This window comes from Prevotella sp. P5-108 (assembly GCF_002251385.1).
In the GTDB taxonomy this organism is placed as follows: domain Bacteria; phylum Bacteroidota; class Bacteroidia; order Bacteroidales; family Bacteroidaceae; genus Prevotella.
In genome coordinates this window covers 1-17,733 of sequence record NZ_NPJJ01000005.1, presented here as the reverse complement: position 1 = coordinate 17,733, position 17,733 = coordinate 1, and the positions used below count along the sequence as shown (strand labels likewise).

Sequence of the window (17,733 nt, the reverse complement as noted above, 5' to 3'; positions counted from 1 at the left end):
ATGTTCTAAGGACAGAATAATCTCTTTCGATTCTTTATATATAGCCCATGTCTGATGGCATGGGAAGAGAATTCATGTATCTCTCTTAACATGCAACTAATCGCTATCTTATCCCGAATTGGGGTATGAGAATATACTCCACGCTGCTATTATGGATGATGTGCGCCACCCTGACATGGGCGCAGAATGTAGCGTCGGTCGTCATCGACAGCCGCTCGGGCGACCCCTTGGCGGGGGCGGTGGTGAGCGCCGTGGCGCAGGGTAAATGGCAGACCATCACCGACGCCGACGGACGGTTTGAACTTCCCCAGCGGATGGTGGGCACGAAGATACGCATCACCATTTTAGGGTATAAGACGCTCACCGTGACCGCCAACCGACAGGGAGTCTACAGGATGACCGAGGACATAAGCACCCTGGGCGAGGTGGTTGTGACGGCGCGCACCGGACAGGGCCAGACCACGTCGTCGGTTATAGGCCGCGACGCCATGAGACATCTCCAACCCAACAGCATAGCCGACCTGATGGAGCTGTTGCCCGGCGGATATGCCAAGGACCCCAACATGGGTCAGGCCAATCTCATCACGCTCCGCGAGACCGGCACGATGGGCGCCTATGGTTCGGAGACGAGAAACAACAACTACTCCATCACCTCGCTGGGTACTCAGTTTGTCATCGACGGCGTACCGCTGATGACCGATGCCAACCTCCAATACTCGCCCTTGGGCGGCACGCAGTCTTCCACCTCGTCGTCATCGGCCGAGGGCAGCCGCAACATCACCAACAGTGGCGTAGACATGCGCGCCATCTCCACCGACGACATCGAGAGCGTAGAGGTGATGCGCGGAATACCCTCTGCAGAGTATGGCAACCTCACCAGCGGACTGGTCAGCATACGCAAGATACGACGCGCCATGCCGCTGACGGTGCGCTTCAAGGCCGATGGCTACAGCAAGCTCTTCTCGGCTGGCAAGGGAGTCAACCTCAACCAGCGGGGAACGTCGCTTCTCAACATGGACTTAGGCTACCTCGACTCCAAGACCGACCCTACAGACAACCTGGAAAACTACAAGCGTCTGACGGCGTCACTGAGATACACCCTCAAGGCCGACAGGAAGGCATACTCATGGAGCTGGAACTCGGCGCTGGACTATCAGGGGTCGTTTGACAATGCCAAGGCCGACCCCGACCTCAACTACGGACACATAGACGAATACCGCTCATCGTACAACCGCATCGCGATGACCAACAACTTCATGCTGAAACCCCGCAAGTCGGTGTGGAGCGAAGTGGCAGTCAACTCTATGGTGAGCCTTCAGACCGATCGACTCCGACAGACACGCCTCGTGGCTCCGCAGCGTTATGGCATAGTGCCGCTGTCATGGACCGACGGTGAGAACGAAGCCCAAGCGGTCTTTGCCGAGTATGTCGCCCACTATCTCTGCGACGGCAAACCGTTCAGCGCGTACGTCAAGGCCAAAGGGGTGATGGGATTCAAGACCGGCAGAGCCACCCACACCCTCAAGTTGGGCCTCAACTGGGACATCGCCAAGAACTTCGGGCGCGGACAGGTCTACGACATGCACCGCCCGCTGAGCGTCACGGGATGGAGTTCACGCCCGCGCCGATACAAGGACATCCCTTCGCTGCAGAACCTGTCTGCCTTCGGCGAAGAGCAGATGCGCTGGAGCCTGGGTAGGAGCACCATAGACCTCATGGCAGGACTGCGACTGGCAATGATGCCTGGGCTGGCCAGCCGATACGACATGAGCGGACGCATATATGCCGACCCGCGCATCAATATGGGCTGGCATCTGCCCAAGCTGACGGTGGGCGGTGAGCCTATGACCATCTCCCTCAACGCCGGATATGGCATCACCACCAAGATGCCTACCCTCAACTATCTTTACCCCGACCGTTACTACAGCAATTTCATATCTCTGGCGTATTACGACGCGTCTTCACCGGCACAGAACAGCTGTTTTGTGGTACACACCTACATCCAGGACCCCACCAACTACCACCTCTCTCCCGCCCGCAACCACAAGTGGGAGGTGAGAGTAGACCTCGACTGGCACGACAATACGCTGTCGATAGACTATTTCAGGGAGACGATGAACGACGGGTTCAGATATGCCGCCGTCTATGGTTCCTATGCCTACAGGGCTTACGATGTGAGCCAGATGCAGGCAGGCCGCGACTACCACTCGCTGCCCTACACAGAGCGGCAGGTGCTCGACGGCTATCAGAAGGCGGGCAACGGCAGCCGACTGGTAAAGCAGGGCATAGAACTGGCCTTCACCTCGCAGCGCATCCACGCTCTGCGCACCCGTATCAATCTCACCGGAGCGTGGTTTCGTACGCTCTACACCAACAGCCAACCCATGTTCGACGCCGTGAGCACAGTGATAGACAACCAGCCAGTGCGCGAGCAGTATGTGGGGCTTTACGACTGGAACGACGGAAGGCTCAACGACCGCGTCAACACCAATGTGACCTTTGATACGCAGATACCCGAGTGGCGGCTGATATTCACCACCTCGGTGCAGTGCATGTGGATGATACGCACCCGCCAGATGTGGAAAAACGGCACGCCCACGGCCTACATCGCAGCCAGCGACGGCCAACTGCATCCCTACACCACGGAGAGCCTCAACGACCCCCGACTCTCCCAGCTCACCCGCAACTACAACGCCGACCAATTCCGACCGTTCACGGTGCCCATGTCGGCCATCGTCAATCTGAAGGTGACCAAGGAGATAGGCCGCATGATGCGCCTGTCGTTCTTCGCCAACAAGATATTGGACTATCTGCCCGACTACACCGCCAATGGGCGCACCATCAGGCGCAATGCCTCGCCCTACTTCGGAGTCGAGGCGGGCTTGAGCCTATAACAGACAACCCTAACAGCAAACAGGAATATGAAGACAAGACTTATACTCTACATCATGGCGCTGAGCGTGCTGGCAGCATGCTCCGACCTGGAGACAGGCAGCACCCGCCACACCGCCACGCAGATTGCCGTTACGCCGCCCGTGGGGATAAGCGGCATGCAAATCACCAGCCAGCAGATAAAGATTACCAACCTCACCACCGGCGTCATCACCACCCTGTCGTCGACCGAGGGCATCACCCTCGCCGAGGGGCTCTACGACATGGTCTACTCTGCCGACATCACCTATACCGCCCACAACGCCAACGACGAGACGGCGCAGGCCAAAGGCCGACTTAACGGCAAGGCTGAGAACGTACAGATTACCGGGAGCAGCCGACAGGTGCAGATAGAGACGTTTCTGTCGGCCGACAACGACGACTTCATCATCGAGGAGATATTCTTCGCCGGCACGCTGCGCAGTTCTGGACTGCAGTATTATGGCGACAGCTACATCAAGATTTACAACAACACCGACCACGTGCTCTATGCCGACGGACTGGCTTTCTGCGAGTCGAAGTTCAAGTCTACCCAGTATTTCGAGTATACCCCCGACATACGCAAGGACACCATGACCATCTGGTCGCTCTACGTGATACCCGGCAGCGGTACCGACCACCCCGTGCAGCCTGGCCACTCGCTGCTGCTCTGCGACACGGGCATAGACCACCGCAACGCCAACCCCAACTCCTTTGACCTGAGCGCCGCCGACTTTGAATGGTACGACATTTCCACCCACCCCGAACACATGGACATCGACAGCGAGACGGTGCCCAATCTCGACAAGTGGTATTGTTATACCGAGTCGTTCTACGTGTTGCACAACCGAGGATTTACCTCCTACGCCCTGGCGCGTATTCCTATCGACAAGGCGCAGTACCTTAAGGACTACAAGTATACCTATTATTATACGATGTATCTGCCTGCCGGCACGTTCCCCATGCAGCAGGATGCATACAAGATGCCCAACGCGTGGATTGTCGACGGGGTCAACTGCAGCATCGAGGCCAAGCGCCTGTGGAATATTCTGCCCCCGTCGGTCGACGCAGGCTGGACCCACTGCGGCAAGATTGACAAGGACGAGACCCGATACTTCCGCAGCGTGCGCCGAAAGCTCCAGTATCTCAACGCCGACGGCACCATGCACCTGCAGGACACCAACAACTCGACCGAGGACTTCAACACCGAGTGCATACCCTCTATCGTCGAGCTGCAGCATACCGCCATCGACGCCGCCGGTACCAAGGCGAACACTGTGACCTATGATGGCATAACTCCCAAGCAGTAGAAGATGAAACACGATACCTCTACCACCTCCCTGACGGCGCTCCTTGCCACAGCCATGCTCATGGCAGCGCCCGCCACCCTCACGGCGCAGCAGAATGACAGCTCCCACACCTCGCTGTCGGCACGTATGTGGCAGACGCAGATGCCGTCGGCCGATTTCGGTGCCGCGCTCTACCTCAACCCAGCCATGCAGAGCTACCGCTACAGCGCCTCTATCAACAGGCTGCAGGCAGGCATGGACTACAGCAAGGCTTCACGCCCCGCGCGACTCGAAGACGGCACGGGCAGCAGCACGGGTTACGGCTGCATCGACGCCTATCTGCACAAGGGCAAAGCCACGCTGTGGGGCAATGCGGCTTACCGCAACGGCACCACGCGCAACGTACGCTTCAGCGAGACCACAGACTACCAGCTGCTCTACCCCTACCTGATGGCCGACACCGTGGGGGGCAACACGCATGGTGAGTATTACCACTTTATGGGTGGCTTCTCCTATCCTTTGGGCCGATGGAACATCGCTGCCGAGGGCGAATACACCGCCCGGATGGAGTTCCGCACCCGCGACCCACGCCCCAAGAACCTCTCGGGCAACCTGATGGCTCGGGTGGGCGTCTCGACCCAGGTGGGCACCGGCGTCATGGGCATGGCTGTGAGCGCCCGACGCTACAAGCAGACCAACGAGGTGAAGCTCTACAACGAGGTGAGCATGCCCACCATCTATCACCTCACGGGCATGGGCAACGACTACTACCGCTTCAGGGGAGCCAACACCTCTACCTACTACCAAGGCCACTCTTTAGGGGGCATGCTCAGCTACCGCCAGCGACGCGACAGCCAGCGTGGTGCCTTCGCCCAGGCGGGATATGAGTTTACAGAGATTGAGAAGATTATCTCTTCGCTCAACCAGCTGCCTCTCGCCACGCTGCGGCTGCATCGGCAGGACGCCACGGCGGGATGGCTGTCGACAGTGGGGCGCCACACGTTGGGCTTGCGGCTCAGCGAGGAGTGGCAGCGGCGCCAGGGCTTCGAGCACATCTTCGGCACGGCTCAGGATAATATCTACCCGCAGATAGCCATTGCCGAGATGTACCGCCTTACCACCCTGCGCATAGGTGCCGACGCGCTCTGGCAGCACGCGCTGCCCATAGCCTGCCGCCGGGGCTACTGGGCGCTGCAGGCGGGTACCGCCTACTGCGACTACCATGAGGAATATGCCGAACCTTATCGGCAGTTGCGGGTTAGGTCATGGCAGTCGGCACTGACGCTCACTGCCGCGGTAGAGTCTCGCCACATGCTCACCCGCCTTCAGGCCACCGCCTCGCGGACATGGCATACCGACGCCCGCGCCGACCACATCGAGGGCACCATGGCTACGCCAGTGATGCACGCCTATGAGACCCTCGCCCACCCCGCCTGGTCTACCGGCGCCGCCATCGAGACCTCCTACAAGGCCAGCCCGCGCTTCCACCCCTTTGTGCGCGCCGACTGGCGCTACAGCCGCTATGCGCTGACCGCTCACGGCATGGGCCTGACCCTGGCTGCGGGCATATATTTCTAACGGAATGACAATGACAATGAAGACAATAATAACCAAATCACAAACAAGTATGAAGAAAATTACACTCTTTCTGGCAGCATGTTTCATGCTCGCCACCGCATCGCTGGCAGAGACCCTGCCTGCAGTGACCTTCAACTGGGCACACACCGTAGACGGCGCCACATCGGCTGGCGACAACATCATCGGTATGGTCAAAGCCTCGGGCGGCGACTACTATGTGGCTACCACATGGGGCACCAACTCCGGGGCCTCACAGGTCAACCTCTGGTTTGACGGCGAACAGGTCACTGGCGCCGACGGCGCCGCCATCGTGGGTAGTCCTTACACGGGCACCAGCAAAAATGGCAACATGTTTCTGCAGAAGGTGAGCAACGCCGGATCTATCGTCTGGAACGCCTATACGCGCAAAGGCGACATCGCGCACGACAAGTCGCACATCGTCTCTACCAAGGACGGTGGACTGCTGGCTGTACTCAAGACCCGCGCATGGGTGGCAGAGGCTGGCTATGACAACCTGGTAGAATATGTAGACCCCACGGGCCATGTGACCACCATCAAGGACATGGGCAATGTCAGCGGCGAGTACCGCTACCTGGTGCTCAAGATAGCCGAGAACGGCAGCCTGGAGTGGTCGCGCCTCATCGCGGGCAAGGTAGAGAAGCGCAAGAGGGGATTCACCAAGGACAACATGTCGGTCTATGGCGTGGCTGTCGACGAGGATGGTGGCATCTATCTCACCGGTAACTTCCGCACCGAGATGTATCTGAAGAAGACCGACGGAACCGTAGAGACACTCACCGCAAAGAACACTACCGAATGGGATGGTGACTCTCAGGGTGTGGTGGGCGACCTTTTCCTTGCCAAGTTAGACAAGGACGGCTACTTCGTCAAGAGCCTTACCGCAGAGGGCATCGCCGCCAGCGCGTTCCTGGACAAGGTGGTCTATGCCAACGGCAACCTCTACTTCAACGGACGCATAAAGGGTAAGGCAGGCAACGAACTGACACTGGGCGGCAAGGCTGTAAGCGTCACCAACGACTGCGAGAACCTCCTGCTGGCATCGGTCAGCGCTGCCGACCTCAGCGTGGGCTATGTCAAGACCATCACCCCCGTGGGCAGCAAGAAGACCATACATAACAACGGTTGCCAATGGATAGACGGATATGTCTACTTCACCGGTTCGTCTATGGGCGGACTCACCGGACTCTACGAGAACAGCAAGGGACAGCACAAGGGCTTCGTCCTCAAGATGGACCCAGCCACAGGCGAGGTGGTCAAGAGCGCCATACGCCTGGATGGCGGCATAGGCAAGTTCTATGGCGTCTATCTCAACGGCTCCACGATGTATGCCTTCGGCTATGACATGACCGGTGGTGCTCTGCTGGTGCCTGTAGATGCCGCCACACTCTCACTGGGTACCGCCATCACGCTGTGTAAGTATGGTGTAGTGGCTGCCGGCTGCACTCCAATCATAGATGGTGAGAACATGGTAGTGGCCAACCGAGGCAGAAACACCGCGACGCTCTATGGCACCGATTACTCATACACCGGCAACAAGAACTGGGCGATGATATACTACAGCTACAAGCTGGCTGGCACATCGGTAGGCATCGGCACGACCACCGCCGAGAGCCAGAAGGGCAAGACAGATGTCTACACCCTCGACGGACGGCTGGTAAAGAGTGCCCAGAGTTATGACAAGGCGGTAGGCGGACTCGCCCAGGGCGTCTATGTCATCGGCAACAAGAAAGTGACCATCCGCTAACCACGACCCGCCATGAAGAGACAACTGTTATCACTCCTGGCCATCACCCTCATGCTCCCTGCCGCGCTGTCGGCACAGACGGTGAAGCAGGACGATGCCGTGCGCACGGGTAAGTTGAAGAACGGACTCACCTACTACATACGCCACAACGCCAAGGAGCCTGGACTGGCCGATTTCTATATCGCCCAGCGGGTGGGCAGCATTCTCGAGGAACCCCGCCAGCGTGGTCTGGCTCATTTTCTGGAGCACATGGCGTTTAATGGTACCAAGCACTTCCCCGGCAAGGGCAAACGGCTGGGCATAGTGCCATGGTGCGAGTCTATAGGTGTGAAATTCGGAGCCAATCTCAATGCCTACACCTCGGTAGACCAGACCGTCTACCACATAGGGGCTGCCCCCATCGGCCGTGAGGGCATCGTAGACTCTTGTCTGCTGGTGCTCAACGACTGGAGCCACTACATACTGCTCGAGGACAAAGAGATAGACAAGGAGCGTGGCGTGATACGCGAAGAATGGCGCAACCGGCGCTCGGGCATGGCGATGCAGCGGCTCATGGAGCGCGTGATGCCCAAGATATACCGCGGCTCCAAGTACGAGGACTGCATGCCTATAGGCAATATGGATATCGTCAGCAATTTTCCCTATCAGGACCTGCGCGACTATTATGACAAGTGGTACAGGCCCGACCTCCAGGCGGTGATTGTGGTGGGCGACATAGATGTAGATCGCATGGAAGCCAAAATCAAACGGCTCTTTGGCAAAATTCCCGCCGCCAAGAACCCGGCAGAGCGCATCTACTACCCCGTAAACAGCAGCGACCGCATGATAGTGGCGATAGAGAAAGACCGCGAGCAGCCCATCGCGCTGGGACATCTCTACATGAAGCGCACAGCGACGCCCCGCGCAGAGAAGACCACCATGGACTATCAGCGCGACGGATATATGGAGGGGCTCATCGTCAACATGCTCAACAGCCGACTGGCAGACAAGGGCAAGGAGACCGCCAACCCGCCCTATATGAGCAGCACGGTGCGCGACGGGATGTTCTTCGTATCGGGCACCAGCGACGCCTTCAGCCTCAGCATAAGCTGCAAGCAGGACAACATACTGGGCGGCATCGCTGCGGCTGTGGCTGAGGTGGAGAGAGTGCGCCAGCACGGATTTACTGCCGACGAACTGGCAAGGGCAAAGGCCATCTATCTCAACGCAGCCCAACGACGCATGAAGATGGAGGGCGACCGCCGCAACAGCAGTCTGGTCAAGCAGTGTGTAAACAACTTTCTCGACGGCGAACCGATACTCTCGCCCGCCTACAGTTATGAGTTGATGCAGAAGATGGACCAAGAGGTGACCCTCAAGGACATAAACAGCCATATCGGCACCATCATCACCGACCGCAACCAGGTCTTCGTGCTCTACGGCCCCGACCGCAAGGAGGTGCTGCTGCCCTCCGAGGCAGAGATAGAAGAGACCATCGTCGAGGCGCAGCGCCGGCAGTATGACGCCCACGTAGACACCCACACCGCGACAGCCATCATGGACAAGATGCCCACTCCGGGCACAATAGTGAAGGAAGAAGCTACGGGCAAGTGGGGCATGACGCGGCTCACGCTGAGCAACGGGATGGAGGTGTATGTCAAGCCCACCGACTATCAGGCCGACGTGGTGACCATGACCGTCAAGGGCGAAGGCGGAACCTCGCTCTACCCCGATGCCGACATCCCCAACTTCGCGCTCCTGGCAAGTGCCATCACCGAGGGTGGCGTGGGCAGCATGACAAGCACCCAACTGCGCAAGGCGCTTACGGGCAAGTCGGTGAAGGTGGCACCCGCGATAGGCCAGTCGTCACAGCGCATCACGGCGACATCGTCGGTGAAAGACCTGGAGACGATGCTGCAACTCACCTATCTCTACTTCACAGCCCCAAGGCGCGACTCGGTGGCATTTGAAGGACTGAGAAACCGCACGCGGTCGTTTCTGACCAATCGCAGTGCCAGTCCGAAGGTGGTATACAACGACAGTCTGAGCGCGGTGCTCTATGGCAACAACCCGCGCACGGCGCCCGCCACACGGCAGATGGTAGACCGCGCCGACTATGGCCGCATCATGGAGATATATCGTGAGCGGTTTGCCGACGCATCGGCGTTCAAGACGGTCATCATAGGCAATGTGAGCATAGACAGTCTGCGCCCGCTGCTCTGCCGCTATCTGGCAGCGCTGCCCGCCACCCACAAGGGCGAGAAGGCCGACAAGAGCCGTCTGCCACGTATGGTGAAGGAAAACAAGGTGGTGAAGTTTGGCCGCAAGATGGCTACGCCAGTGACCCAGGTAAACATCATGTACACGGCAGACATAGACTTCTCGCCCCGTGCCGACCTGACGCTCGACATCATGCAGCGCTGTCTGCAGATAGCCTATACCGACTCGGTGCGCGAGGACAAGGGAGGCACCTATGGTATCGGCGTGAGCTTTGAGCTGGACAAGGACGAAGAGCCCAATGCCCTGCTGCGCATAAGCTATAAGACCGACCCCACCCGCTATGACGAACTCAACCCTATCGTGTACCGACAGCTGCAGCACATGGCCACCGACGGACCCATAGCATCGTCGATGGACAAGGTAAAGCAGTATCTGAAGAAGCAGTATGCGCAGAACGCCATGACCAACGACTACTGGAGCTACATCATCTGGCACCAGATAGACGACGAGGCCGACTTTGACACGGGCTACTGCCAGATGGTAGACAGCATCACGGCCCACGATGTGCAGCAGATGGCACAGACGCTACTGAAGCAGAACCACCGCATAGAGGTGACCATGTGCTCGGAATAGCAACGGGCAACAGCCAGGCTGCTGACCACCTCCACAAGCATGGAGGGTACCTCTACAAGCGTGGAGGGTACCTCTGCAAACGTGGAGCATACCTCTGCAAGCATGGAGCATACCTCTGCAAACGTGGAGCATACCTCTGCAAGCATGGAGCATACCTCTGCAAGCGTGGAGGGTACCTCTACAAAAGCGCTGACCGCGAAGCGGAGTGTGCCAGTGACATCGGCTGATGGAAATGACCGCATCTGCCGAGCCTGCAACCATCATCGCCGGCTCGTATCAATAGGCACGTGGACACGTATCAAACGACACGGAAGCACGCATCGTAAGGCACGCGCTCCCGCATCAAATGATACGAGCCGACAATGACGGTGAAAACACTTATATCAATGGTTGGCAAGGTCGCCATAGTGGCCTTGTCAACCATTGTTCATATACTACCAGTTTGTAAGCATTGTCAGCAAAACGCTAACTATTTTCTGTTTTTTCTTCATTTTTCCTACGAATCTATTCATTATTGTCAAAAAAGTATTACCTTTACAGCCGAAAAAAGTGAAGACATCGGCTGAGCCGTGGCAAAAGGCCGTGGCAAAGCAGATGATACAGGGTACAATAATCTGCATACAACCAGTATTCGTAGACCAAATAAACTTTTATCCAATATGAACAAGCAGACAGCAGAAGATAATGAGATTAGGGCAAGTTGACATCTCGACGTGAGTGTCACTTGGCTTAACGGGTGACAACGAGAATGAAGACCATAGAAGAACCAAAAATAATTATAACAAAGTAGAAACATGTGTGGAATAGTAGGATATATAGGTCAGTCTGACGCCTACCCCGTCCTCATCGAGGGCTTGAAGAGACTGGAGTATCGTGGATACGACAGCGCGGGAGTGGCGCTGATTGGCAATCAGGATAACCTCAATGTGTATAAGACTAAAGGAAAAGTAAGTAATCTGGAAGCATTGGCAGCTGACAAGGACTGCAGCGGCCACATAGGTATAGCCCACACGCGCTGGGCAACCCATGGAGAGCCGTCGGCAGCCAATGCCCACCCTCATGTGAGCATGAGTGGAGAGCTGGCGTTGGTGCATAACGGCATCATCGAGAACTACCAGGTGCTGAAAGAGCAACTCGCAGACAAGGGCTATACGTTCAAGAGCTCTACAGATACCGAGGTGCTGGTGCAACTCATCGACCATTACTACCAGCAGAACGGCAAGGATTTGGTCTCTGCCGTATGTCAGGCGCTGAACGATGCCATCGGCGCCTACGCCATAACCGTGATGGAAAAGAAGGACCCGGGGCATATCGTGGCTGCCCGACAGTCAAGTCCGCTGGTGGTGGGCGTGGGCAAGGACAACAAGGACTTCTATATCGCCAGTGACGCCACCCCCATCGTGGAGCACACCAACAAGGTGGTGTATCTCGAAGATGGAGAGATAGCCGACATCAGAGTGGGAGAGGAACTGAACATCATCAACCTCGAACATGCCTCGTGCAGCTATACCATCAAGACCGTGGACCTGGACATCAGCAAACTCAGCAAGGGCGGCTTTGACCACTACATGCTGAAGGAAATCTATGACCAGCCCAACTGCCTGAAGGACTGTATGAGCGGAAGGCTCATCGTGGACAAGGAGCATCCGGAAAACAACCATATCGTGCTCTCGGCACTCAGAGACTATCGCGACCGGCTGGTAAACGCCAAGCACATCATCATCGTAGCCTGCGGAACGAGCTGGCATGCCGGACTCATAGGCAAGCAACTCATCGAGAAGATGTGTCGCAAGCGCGTGGAGGTGGCTTACGCCAGCGAGTTCAGATACATGGACCCCGTGATAGAGCCCGAAGATGTAGTGATAGCCATCAGCCAGAGCGGCGAGACCGCCGACACGCTGGCAGCCATAAAACTGGCCAAGGAGAAGGGGGCGCTGATTTTCGGCATCGTCAATGCAGTGGGCTCGTCTATAGCCCGCGAGACCGACACCGGCGTCTACATCCATGTGGGCCCGGAGATAGGCGTGGCAAGCACCAAGGCTTTTACGGGGCAGGTGACCGTGCTCACGCTGCTCGCACTGGCTCTGGGACACGAGCAAGGCACGCTCGACGACGCCGACTACCATGAGATGATAGAGGAACTCTCGGAGATACCGCAGAAGATGGAGAAGGTGCTGGAGCAGGCGCCGATGATAAAGTCGCTGGCTCTGATGTTTACCTACGCCCACAACTTCCTCTACCTGGGACGTGGCATGAACTTCCCGGTGGCTCTGGAGGGCGCATTGAAGCTGAAGGAAATCAGCTATATCCATGCGGAAGGTTACCCCGCCGCCGAGATGAAACACGGCCCTATCGCCCTGGTAGACCAAGATATGCCCATCGTCTTCATCGCCACCCACCACCAGCTCTATGAGAAGATAATCTCTAACATGCAGGAAGTGAAATCAAGAAACGGCCGCATCCTCGCAATTGTCACCGAAGGCGACGAGCTGGTGAAGAACATCGCCGACAACGAGATAGAAATCCCCAAGACCCAGAATGCACTGATACCGCTGCTGAGCGTGGTTCCGCTGCAGCTCCTCGCCTACTACGTGGCGGTGGACAAAGGTCTGGATGTGGATATGCCAAGAAACCTGGCAAAGAGTGTGACCGTGGAGTAAACGGAGTCTATGACAGGACTACCCACGGCGGTCATCAAGGGATGGAGTTCAGTTACGGAATCGATGCAGACGGCTCCGAAAAAGTGGTTTTTTCCCACCAAGAGCGTCACTTTTTGAACAAATCGCTCTCTGATTGCTAAAGAAGTATTAACTTTACGGCAGAAAATAACAAATGAATTATAAATAACACAAACCATTATGGATGCACAAAAAGTAGACATGTTTATCATGGCCAATGGCAAGTATTTTTCCGAAGAGAAGATTTCCTTTATTCGTACCAGGCTGCTCGAGCTGGACGACTCCAGGTGGGTGCCAATCAGCAGCCTGCAATTCAAGAGTCCCACGGTCGCCCTCGTCTTGTCCATCTTCCTGGGATGTTACGGCATTGACCGCTTCTATATCGGTCATATCGGCTTGGGAGTTGCCAAGCTGCTTACTTGCAGCGGAGTCGGAATCTGGTATCTCCTCAATTGGTTTTTTATTTTAGGGGCTACTCGTAATGAAAACCTCAAAAAGTTCGAACCTCTGCTCTTATAAGAAATTCTATATCCTGTCGACCATCATCTACGCCATCGCATGTGCATGGGTGATGGTGGCATACTGCACTGAGGGGCAAAGCGGCTTGGTCGTTTGCCCCTCAAAATTAATCTACCACATCCCGTGCCCGGGCTGCGGCATGACCCGTGCCACGCTGCTGGTGATACACGGCCACTGGGCAGACGCCATCAAGATGAATCCCAATGTGGTAATATGCATGGTAGGCATCATCATATTCCCCATCCTGCTGGTTGCCGACATGGCGAGAGGCACTGCCTGTCTGCATCAAACATATCAGAAAATAGAGCATCTGCTGCACAAGCGACTCGTCATCTCGCTCATCCTGCTCTTCGAGTTGGCTATTATGGCACACAACTACGGTTGCGGTATATGAGGCGTGGATGAAGGGGCTGATGCCGGGTAAGGCGATGGGGATGAAAACCGTTTAGGGCTGGATTCCACGTATGGAATTCAGCCCTAAACGGTATTTGACGGGCAACAAACCCTTAATAATCAAGTTCAACGTCTTTGCCAAACGGCGCAAGCGCCAGCCCAGCCATCTTGAAATGCTGCTTGCCCCAGGGGATGCCAATAATGGTAATATAAAGGAACAATCCGAAAATTGCGTGCATGAGCCAGGCAAAGATACCTCCACACATGAACCAAATGAAATTCATAAAAACGCGGAGGCAACCAGTGGGGCTTTCCGTGGGAATGACTCTGGCACCAAACGGCCAAAGGCAGAGCAGCCCAAGTTTGTACGTCTGCATCGCGAAAGGGATGCCAATGATAGTAATGGCCAAAGCCAGACTACCCGTAAAATAGCCAAAGGCTGCCTCAAGGCCGCCACACAACAACCATACAATGTTAGCAAGCGTTTTCATATTCCTATTTATTTTAGTTATTAAGTTAATGGACGCATCCCCCACCCTGCCGCCTGAATAAGATATGCAGAGCGACGCACGATGAGACACCAGATTGCTGGTGATAATCACCAAGGGCAAAGATACGGCTTTTTTGAATATTACACACAACTTCTGCATACTTTTTGATGCTCAGAAGGAAAAAACAGCACATCAGAGATAACCGCAAATGCAGAAATAATCACGCTCCTGACAACAACTATCCACAGGGATATGGACGGGCAAACAGCATGAGGAAAATCGGCCAGGCCGACATCAAACAACCTGCATCATTGGTTGCTAAAACATCCCAAACAGGCATGCTGCAAAGGATCATACAATGGTATGGGCATAATAGATAGCATCATACTATAAAGAACAATCAGTTGAATCTATTCTACAATCTCCCTCTGACGAAAGATGGTCATTTGGAACTAAATCTTGACTACATTTACAAGTCTTCGAATGATGACCAGGCTGTCAAATCCTCTAATAAAGATGAAGCAAATAAGTTTCATATTCAATACGACGGAAATTATAATGTCTATCTATGTATCAGCAAATTACAACTATCGCATAGAGGAGAATGTAAACTTCTACCTGAAGATGAATTATACAAGCAAGACTGAAGATGCGGGTTGCAGACAATACCCGTCATTGTGCGCCAGCGCTGGCATTACTTTCTGTTTCCCGGACAAGACATTACAGCTGAATATAGCTTGTCATGACTTGTTCCGTAAAGAGTACTCTGATTGGGAAGTCAGGTACTACAACATCAACAACAAACAAAAGAACAATGTGGACTCGCGATTCTGTTCTATCTACTTGAAATACAATATCTACAAAACGTCACGTAAGAATAAAGTCAAGGATGTGGATAATGTATTGAACAGATTATAGGCATACGCGACCATTTTCCTACACACCAACAAACCGTAATCATTATTTCGCGAGCCTACCCCAGCCAGTCTGTAAAGATAAGTATACAGTCGTACACCTTATCCAGGAATCTCCCTATCCGTTGCTTAATGCCTTTCCAATATATTCCCTTCATATTAATAAGACTATTTCTGTTATCTATACTCAAGCAAATCTTTTGGTACACCATAACAATTTGAATGAACTATAGATTCATCTATAACTTTACGTAGCTCTTCATGAATGCCGCTTGTTATTATTTCGTCAATTCTATTCTCGCTTACTATCATAAATCATAATCTATATACAATAAATATCGTATCACTGCAAAATTACTTTCTTTTTTTGACTAAAACAAAGGTTTTCAGATATATATATGGTAACAAGCCGAAACAAGCCGTATTGCTTTGAATGGTTACGCATATCTAACGCATCGAAGTGAATGGTATGTGTGGACAGGTCCGGAAAGTGGGTCTGGAACCGGCTAATGGTGACGTGTAAATATTTGTGGTAAAGTCTCGCACGATCATGAAGTAGCTCCATTGGGAACGTGGAGGTTATGTGATGTACTACAAACGTTTGGAGCAGGGCCGTTTCCATCCTCGCATATCATAGAGGCGATGGACGAAAAGGCGGCCAAGATAGAGGCAATGGCCAAAGAGATAGAGGCCGAAAACCGCAAACGCTGGGCACGCGCAAAGAGAACTCCGTCGCGTCCCTTGAGCTACCGTTACGCAGGACTTGAGGAACACACAACCGTCATGATGCCCGAAGGTGTGGCTGCAGGCGAGTGCGATACCATGGGCAAGGATGTTTCCCGCATACTCCATCGCGAACCGGCCAAGGTATGGGTTGAAATCATAAAGCGTCCCTTATTGCGCATGAAACCCGACAAGGATTCGCCAAATCCGCGCATATACCAGGCAAGGCCCCTCATGCGGTCATCGGCGGCAACCATTTCGGCGCCGACATGCTCGCGCAGATAGTGATAAACAAATACCGATACCATCTGCCCGAATACCGCCAGGTCAGGCAGTATGCCGACCTCGGACTGAAACTCCCCACCTCCACGCTGAACGGCTGGGGGTATGCCGAGGCCTACAGACAGGAACTTGTTTACGAGGCTTTGCGCGACGACATCCGTAACAGCGATTATCTACAGATAGACGAGGTCCCGTGGCGCGTAGCCGGCTCTCCAGGAAAGAGCCGGAAGGGATATGCGTGGCAGTTTCTCGACAACCGCCCGCAGAGCCACGGCCTCTATTTCCTTTATGTGAACGGTTCGCGTGCGGGGACAGTCCCACGTGCTGAGCTGCGCGATTTCCGTGGTGCAATACAGACCGACGGATACGGCGTATATGATTATTTTGAGTTACTGGACAATGTGACCCTTCTGGGTTGCATGTCTCACGTGCGCCGTAAATTCACCGACGCCCAGGCATCACATCCCGAACTGGCCGCGCGGGCAATAAAATGGTTGGAGCTGCTCTATGACCTCGAGGCAAACCTGAAGGCGAAAGGAGCCACGTATGAGGAAATAGCCGCCGAGCGTCAGGCCAAGGCATTGCCGATAATGGATGCCATAGAAAAATGGATGGAGAGCGAACATACGAAATGAACCCCATCCGACCCCGTGAGCAAGGCACTCGACTACGCCTATAAGTTATGGCCCCGCCTGCGTCGCTATGCTCTTGATAGCCGTTACCATATTGACAACAATTCCGTGGAGCGCAACCAGCGTCCGTCAGTGATGGGCTGCAAGAACTACCTGTTAAGCAAAAGCGATAGCGGAACCGTTGACAACGCCATCATCTATTCGCTGATAGAGAGCTGCGAAATCGTAGGTGTCAATTCACTTCAATGGCTCACCCATGTGTTGCAGTCGCTCCACGACGACACCACGGCCGAACAGATAACACAAATGCTTCCTTAGAACTACAGAAAAACTCGCGAATAGAACTTCGCGAGTTTTTTTATTCAAAGCAATACGGCTTGTTTCGGATGGTTACATCACTCCCATGCGCATACCAGTCAGATGCTGCACCATAACTATACGGTTGTCCTCATTCAAATTGAACATAACTATTTTTGAGGACAAAGGTAAACAGAATTGAAGAAATGGAAAAGGCTGCTTGCTTCGGATGGTTACGCTTGTTTCGGATGGTTACGTTACTCTTCTTCTTTGCCCAAATATGACACATGTACCAACGAAAAAAGCCTCAGTCACTGTCGTGACCAAGGCTCTTCGTGAAAAAGGGCGGCTACCTACTCTCCCGCATTGCATTGCAGTACCATCGGCGCAAGTGGGCTTAACTTCTCTGTTCGGAATGGGAAGAGGTGGG

At 54.6% G+C, this 17,733-nt stretch carries 13 protein-coding genes, 1 rRNA gene and 2 pseudogenes; 14 read left to right on the top strand and 2 right to left on the bottom strand.

Features of this window, described 5'->3' with window-relative positions; all coding sequences use genetic code 11:
- The first annotated feature begins 125 nt into the window (after nt 1-125).
- The 9 genes from CIK95_RS01015 (at nt 126) to CIK95_RS00970 (ending at nt 13,965) form a co-directional block, all read left to right on the top strand.
- Nucleotides 126-2,894 carry a TonB-dependent receptor plug domain-containing protein gene (locus tag CIK95_RS01015; protein ID WP_254046378.1) on the top strand — a complete coding sequence of 923 codons (2,769 nt, stop codon included), beginning with the start codon at nt 126-128 and terminating at the stop codon, nt 2,892-2,894.
- Nucleotides 2,895-2,921: 27 nt separating this feature from the next.
- Nucleotides 2,922-4,220 (top strand): DUF4876 domain-containing protein, encoded by a 1,299-nt coding sequence (locus CIK95_RS01010; RefSeq protein WP_094466027.1) that lies wholly within the window; start codon nt 2,922-2,924, stop codon nt 4,218-4,220.
- 3 nt (nt 4,221-4,223) lie between these two features.
- Complete coding sequence (locus CIK95_RS01005) at nt 4,224-5,777, top strand: DUF6850 family outer membrane beta-barrel protein (RefSeq protein ID WP_094466026.1); 1,554 nt, start codon at nt 4,224-4,226, stop codon at nt 5,775-5,777.
- Nucleotides 5,778-5,826: 49 nt separating this feature from the next.
- Nucleotides 5,827-7,542, top strand: a complete 1,716-nt coding sequence (locus CIK95_RS01000; RefSeq protein WP_094466025.1) for an SBBP repeat-containing protein — start codon at nt 5,827-5,829, stop codon at nt 7,540-7,542.
- Nucleotides 7,543-7,554: 12 nt separating this feature from the next.
- On the top strand, nt 7,555-10,374 hold the full coding sequence (locus CIK95_RS00995; RefSeq protein ID WP_094466024.1) for a pitrilysin family protein: 2,820 nt from the start codon (nt 7,555-7,557) through the stop codon (nt 10,372-10,374).
- Nucleotides 10,362-10,601, top strand: coding sequence for a hypothetical protein (locus CIK95_RS00990; protein WP_094387419.1), 240 nt, complete (start codon nt 10,362-10,364; stop codon nt 10,599-10,601). The genes CIK95_RS00995 and CIK95_RS00990 overlap by 13 nt, the downstream gene beginning before the upstream one ends.
- A gap of 567 nt (nt 10,602-11,168) precedes the next feature.
- Complete coding sequence (gene glmS, locus CIK95_RS00980; RefSeq protein WP_094466022.1) at nt 11,169-13,034, top strand: glutamine--fructose-6-phosphate transaminase (isomerizing); 1,866 nt, start codon at nt 11,169-11,171, stop codon at nt 13,032-13,034.
- Between the two features lie 198 nt (nt 13,035-13,232).
- Complete coding sequence (locus CIK95_RS00975; protein WP_094466021.1) at nt 13,233-13,571, top strand: TM2 domain-containing protein; 339 nt, start codon at nt 13,233-13,235, stop codon at nt 13,569-13,571.
- Nucleotides 13,534-13,965: a DUF2752 domain-containing protein gene (locus CIK95_RS00970; protein ID WP_094466020.1), complete on the top strand. Its 432-nt coding sequence runs from the start codon at nt 13,534-13,536 to the stop codon at nt 13,963-13,965. The genes CIK95_RS00975 and CIK95_RS00970 overlap by 38 nt, the downstream gene beginning before the upstream one ends.
- A gap of 112 nt (nt 13,966-14,077) precedes the next feature.
- Here CIK95_RS00970 and CIK95_RS00965 read toward each other — a convergent pair whose 3' ends face one another.
- Complete coding sequence (locus CIK95_RS00965) at nt 14,078-14,455, bottom strand: YccF domain-containing protein (RefSeq protein WP_094466029.1); 378 nt, start codon at nt 14,453-14,455, stop codon at nt 14,078-14,080.
- A gap of 483 nt (nt 14,456-14,938) precedes the next feature.
- Here CIK95_RS00965 and CIK95_RS13600 point away from each other — a divergent pair, with 483 nt between their 5' ends.
- The 5 genes and pseudogenes from CIK95_RS13600 (at nt 14,939) to CIK95_RS13390 (ending at nt 17,324) form a co-directional block, all read left to right on the top strand.
- Nucleotides 14,939-15,373 carry an outer membrane beta-barrel protein gene (locus tag CIK95_RS13600; RefSeq protein WP_094466019.1) on the top strand — a complete coding sequence of 145 codons (435 nt, stop codon included), beginning with the start codon at nt 14,939-14,941 and terminating at the stop codon, nt 15,371-15,373.
- A gap of 558 nt (nt 15,374-15,931) precedes the next feature.
- Nucleotides 15,932-16,006: pseudogene (locus tag CIK95_RS13595) on the top strand (hypothetical protein); the annotation flags it as partial.
- Nucleotides 16,007-16,011: 5 nt separating this feature from the next.
- Nucleotides 16,012-16,377, top strand: coding sequence for a hypothetical protein (locus CIK95_RS00950; protein ID WP_022309974.1), 366 nt, complete (start codon nt 16,012-16,014; stop codon nt 16,375-16,377).
- A pseudogene (locus CIK95_RS00945) lies at nt 16,362-17,126 on the top strand (IS66 family transposase); the annotation flags it as partial. The gene CIK95_RS00950 and the pseudogene CIK95_RS00945, both read left to right, overlap by 16 nt.
- Nucleotides 17,127-17,141: 15 nt before the next feature.
- Nucleotides 17,142-17,324, top strand: a complete 183-nt coding sequence (locus CIK95_RS13390) for a transposase domain-containing protein (protein ID WP_254046101.1) — start codon at nt 17,142-17,144, stop codon at nt 17,322-17,324.
- Between the two features lie 319 nt (nt 17,325-17,643).
- Here the strand turns inward: CIK95_RS13390 and rrf are convergent.
- Nucleotides 17,644-17,733 (bottom strand): 5S ribosomal RNA (rrf, locus tag CIK95_RS00935); the annotation flags it as partial.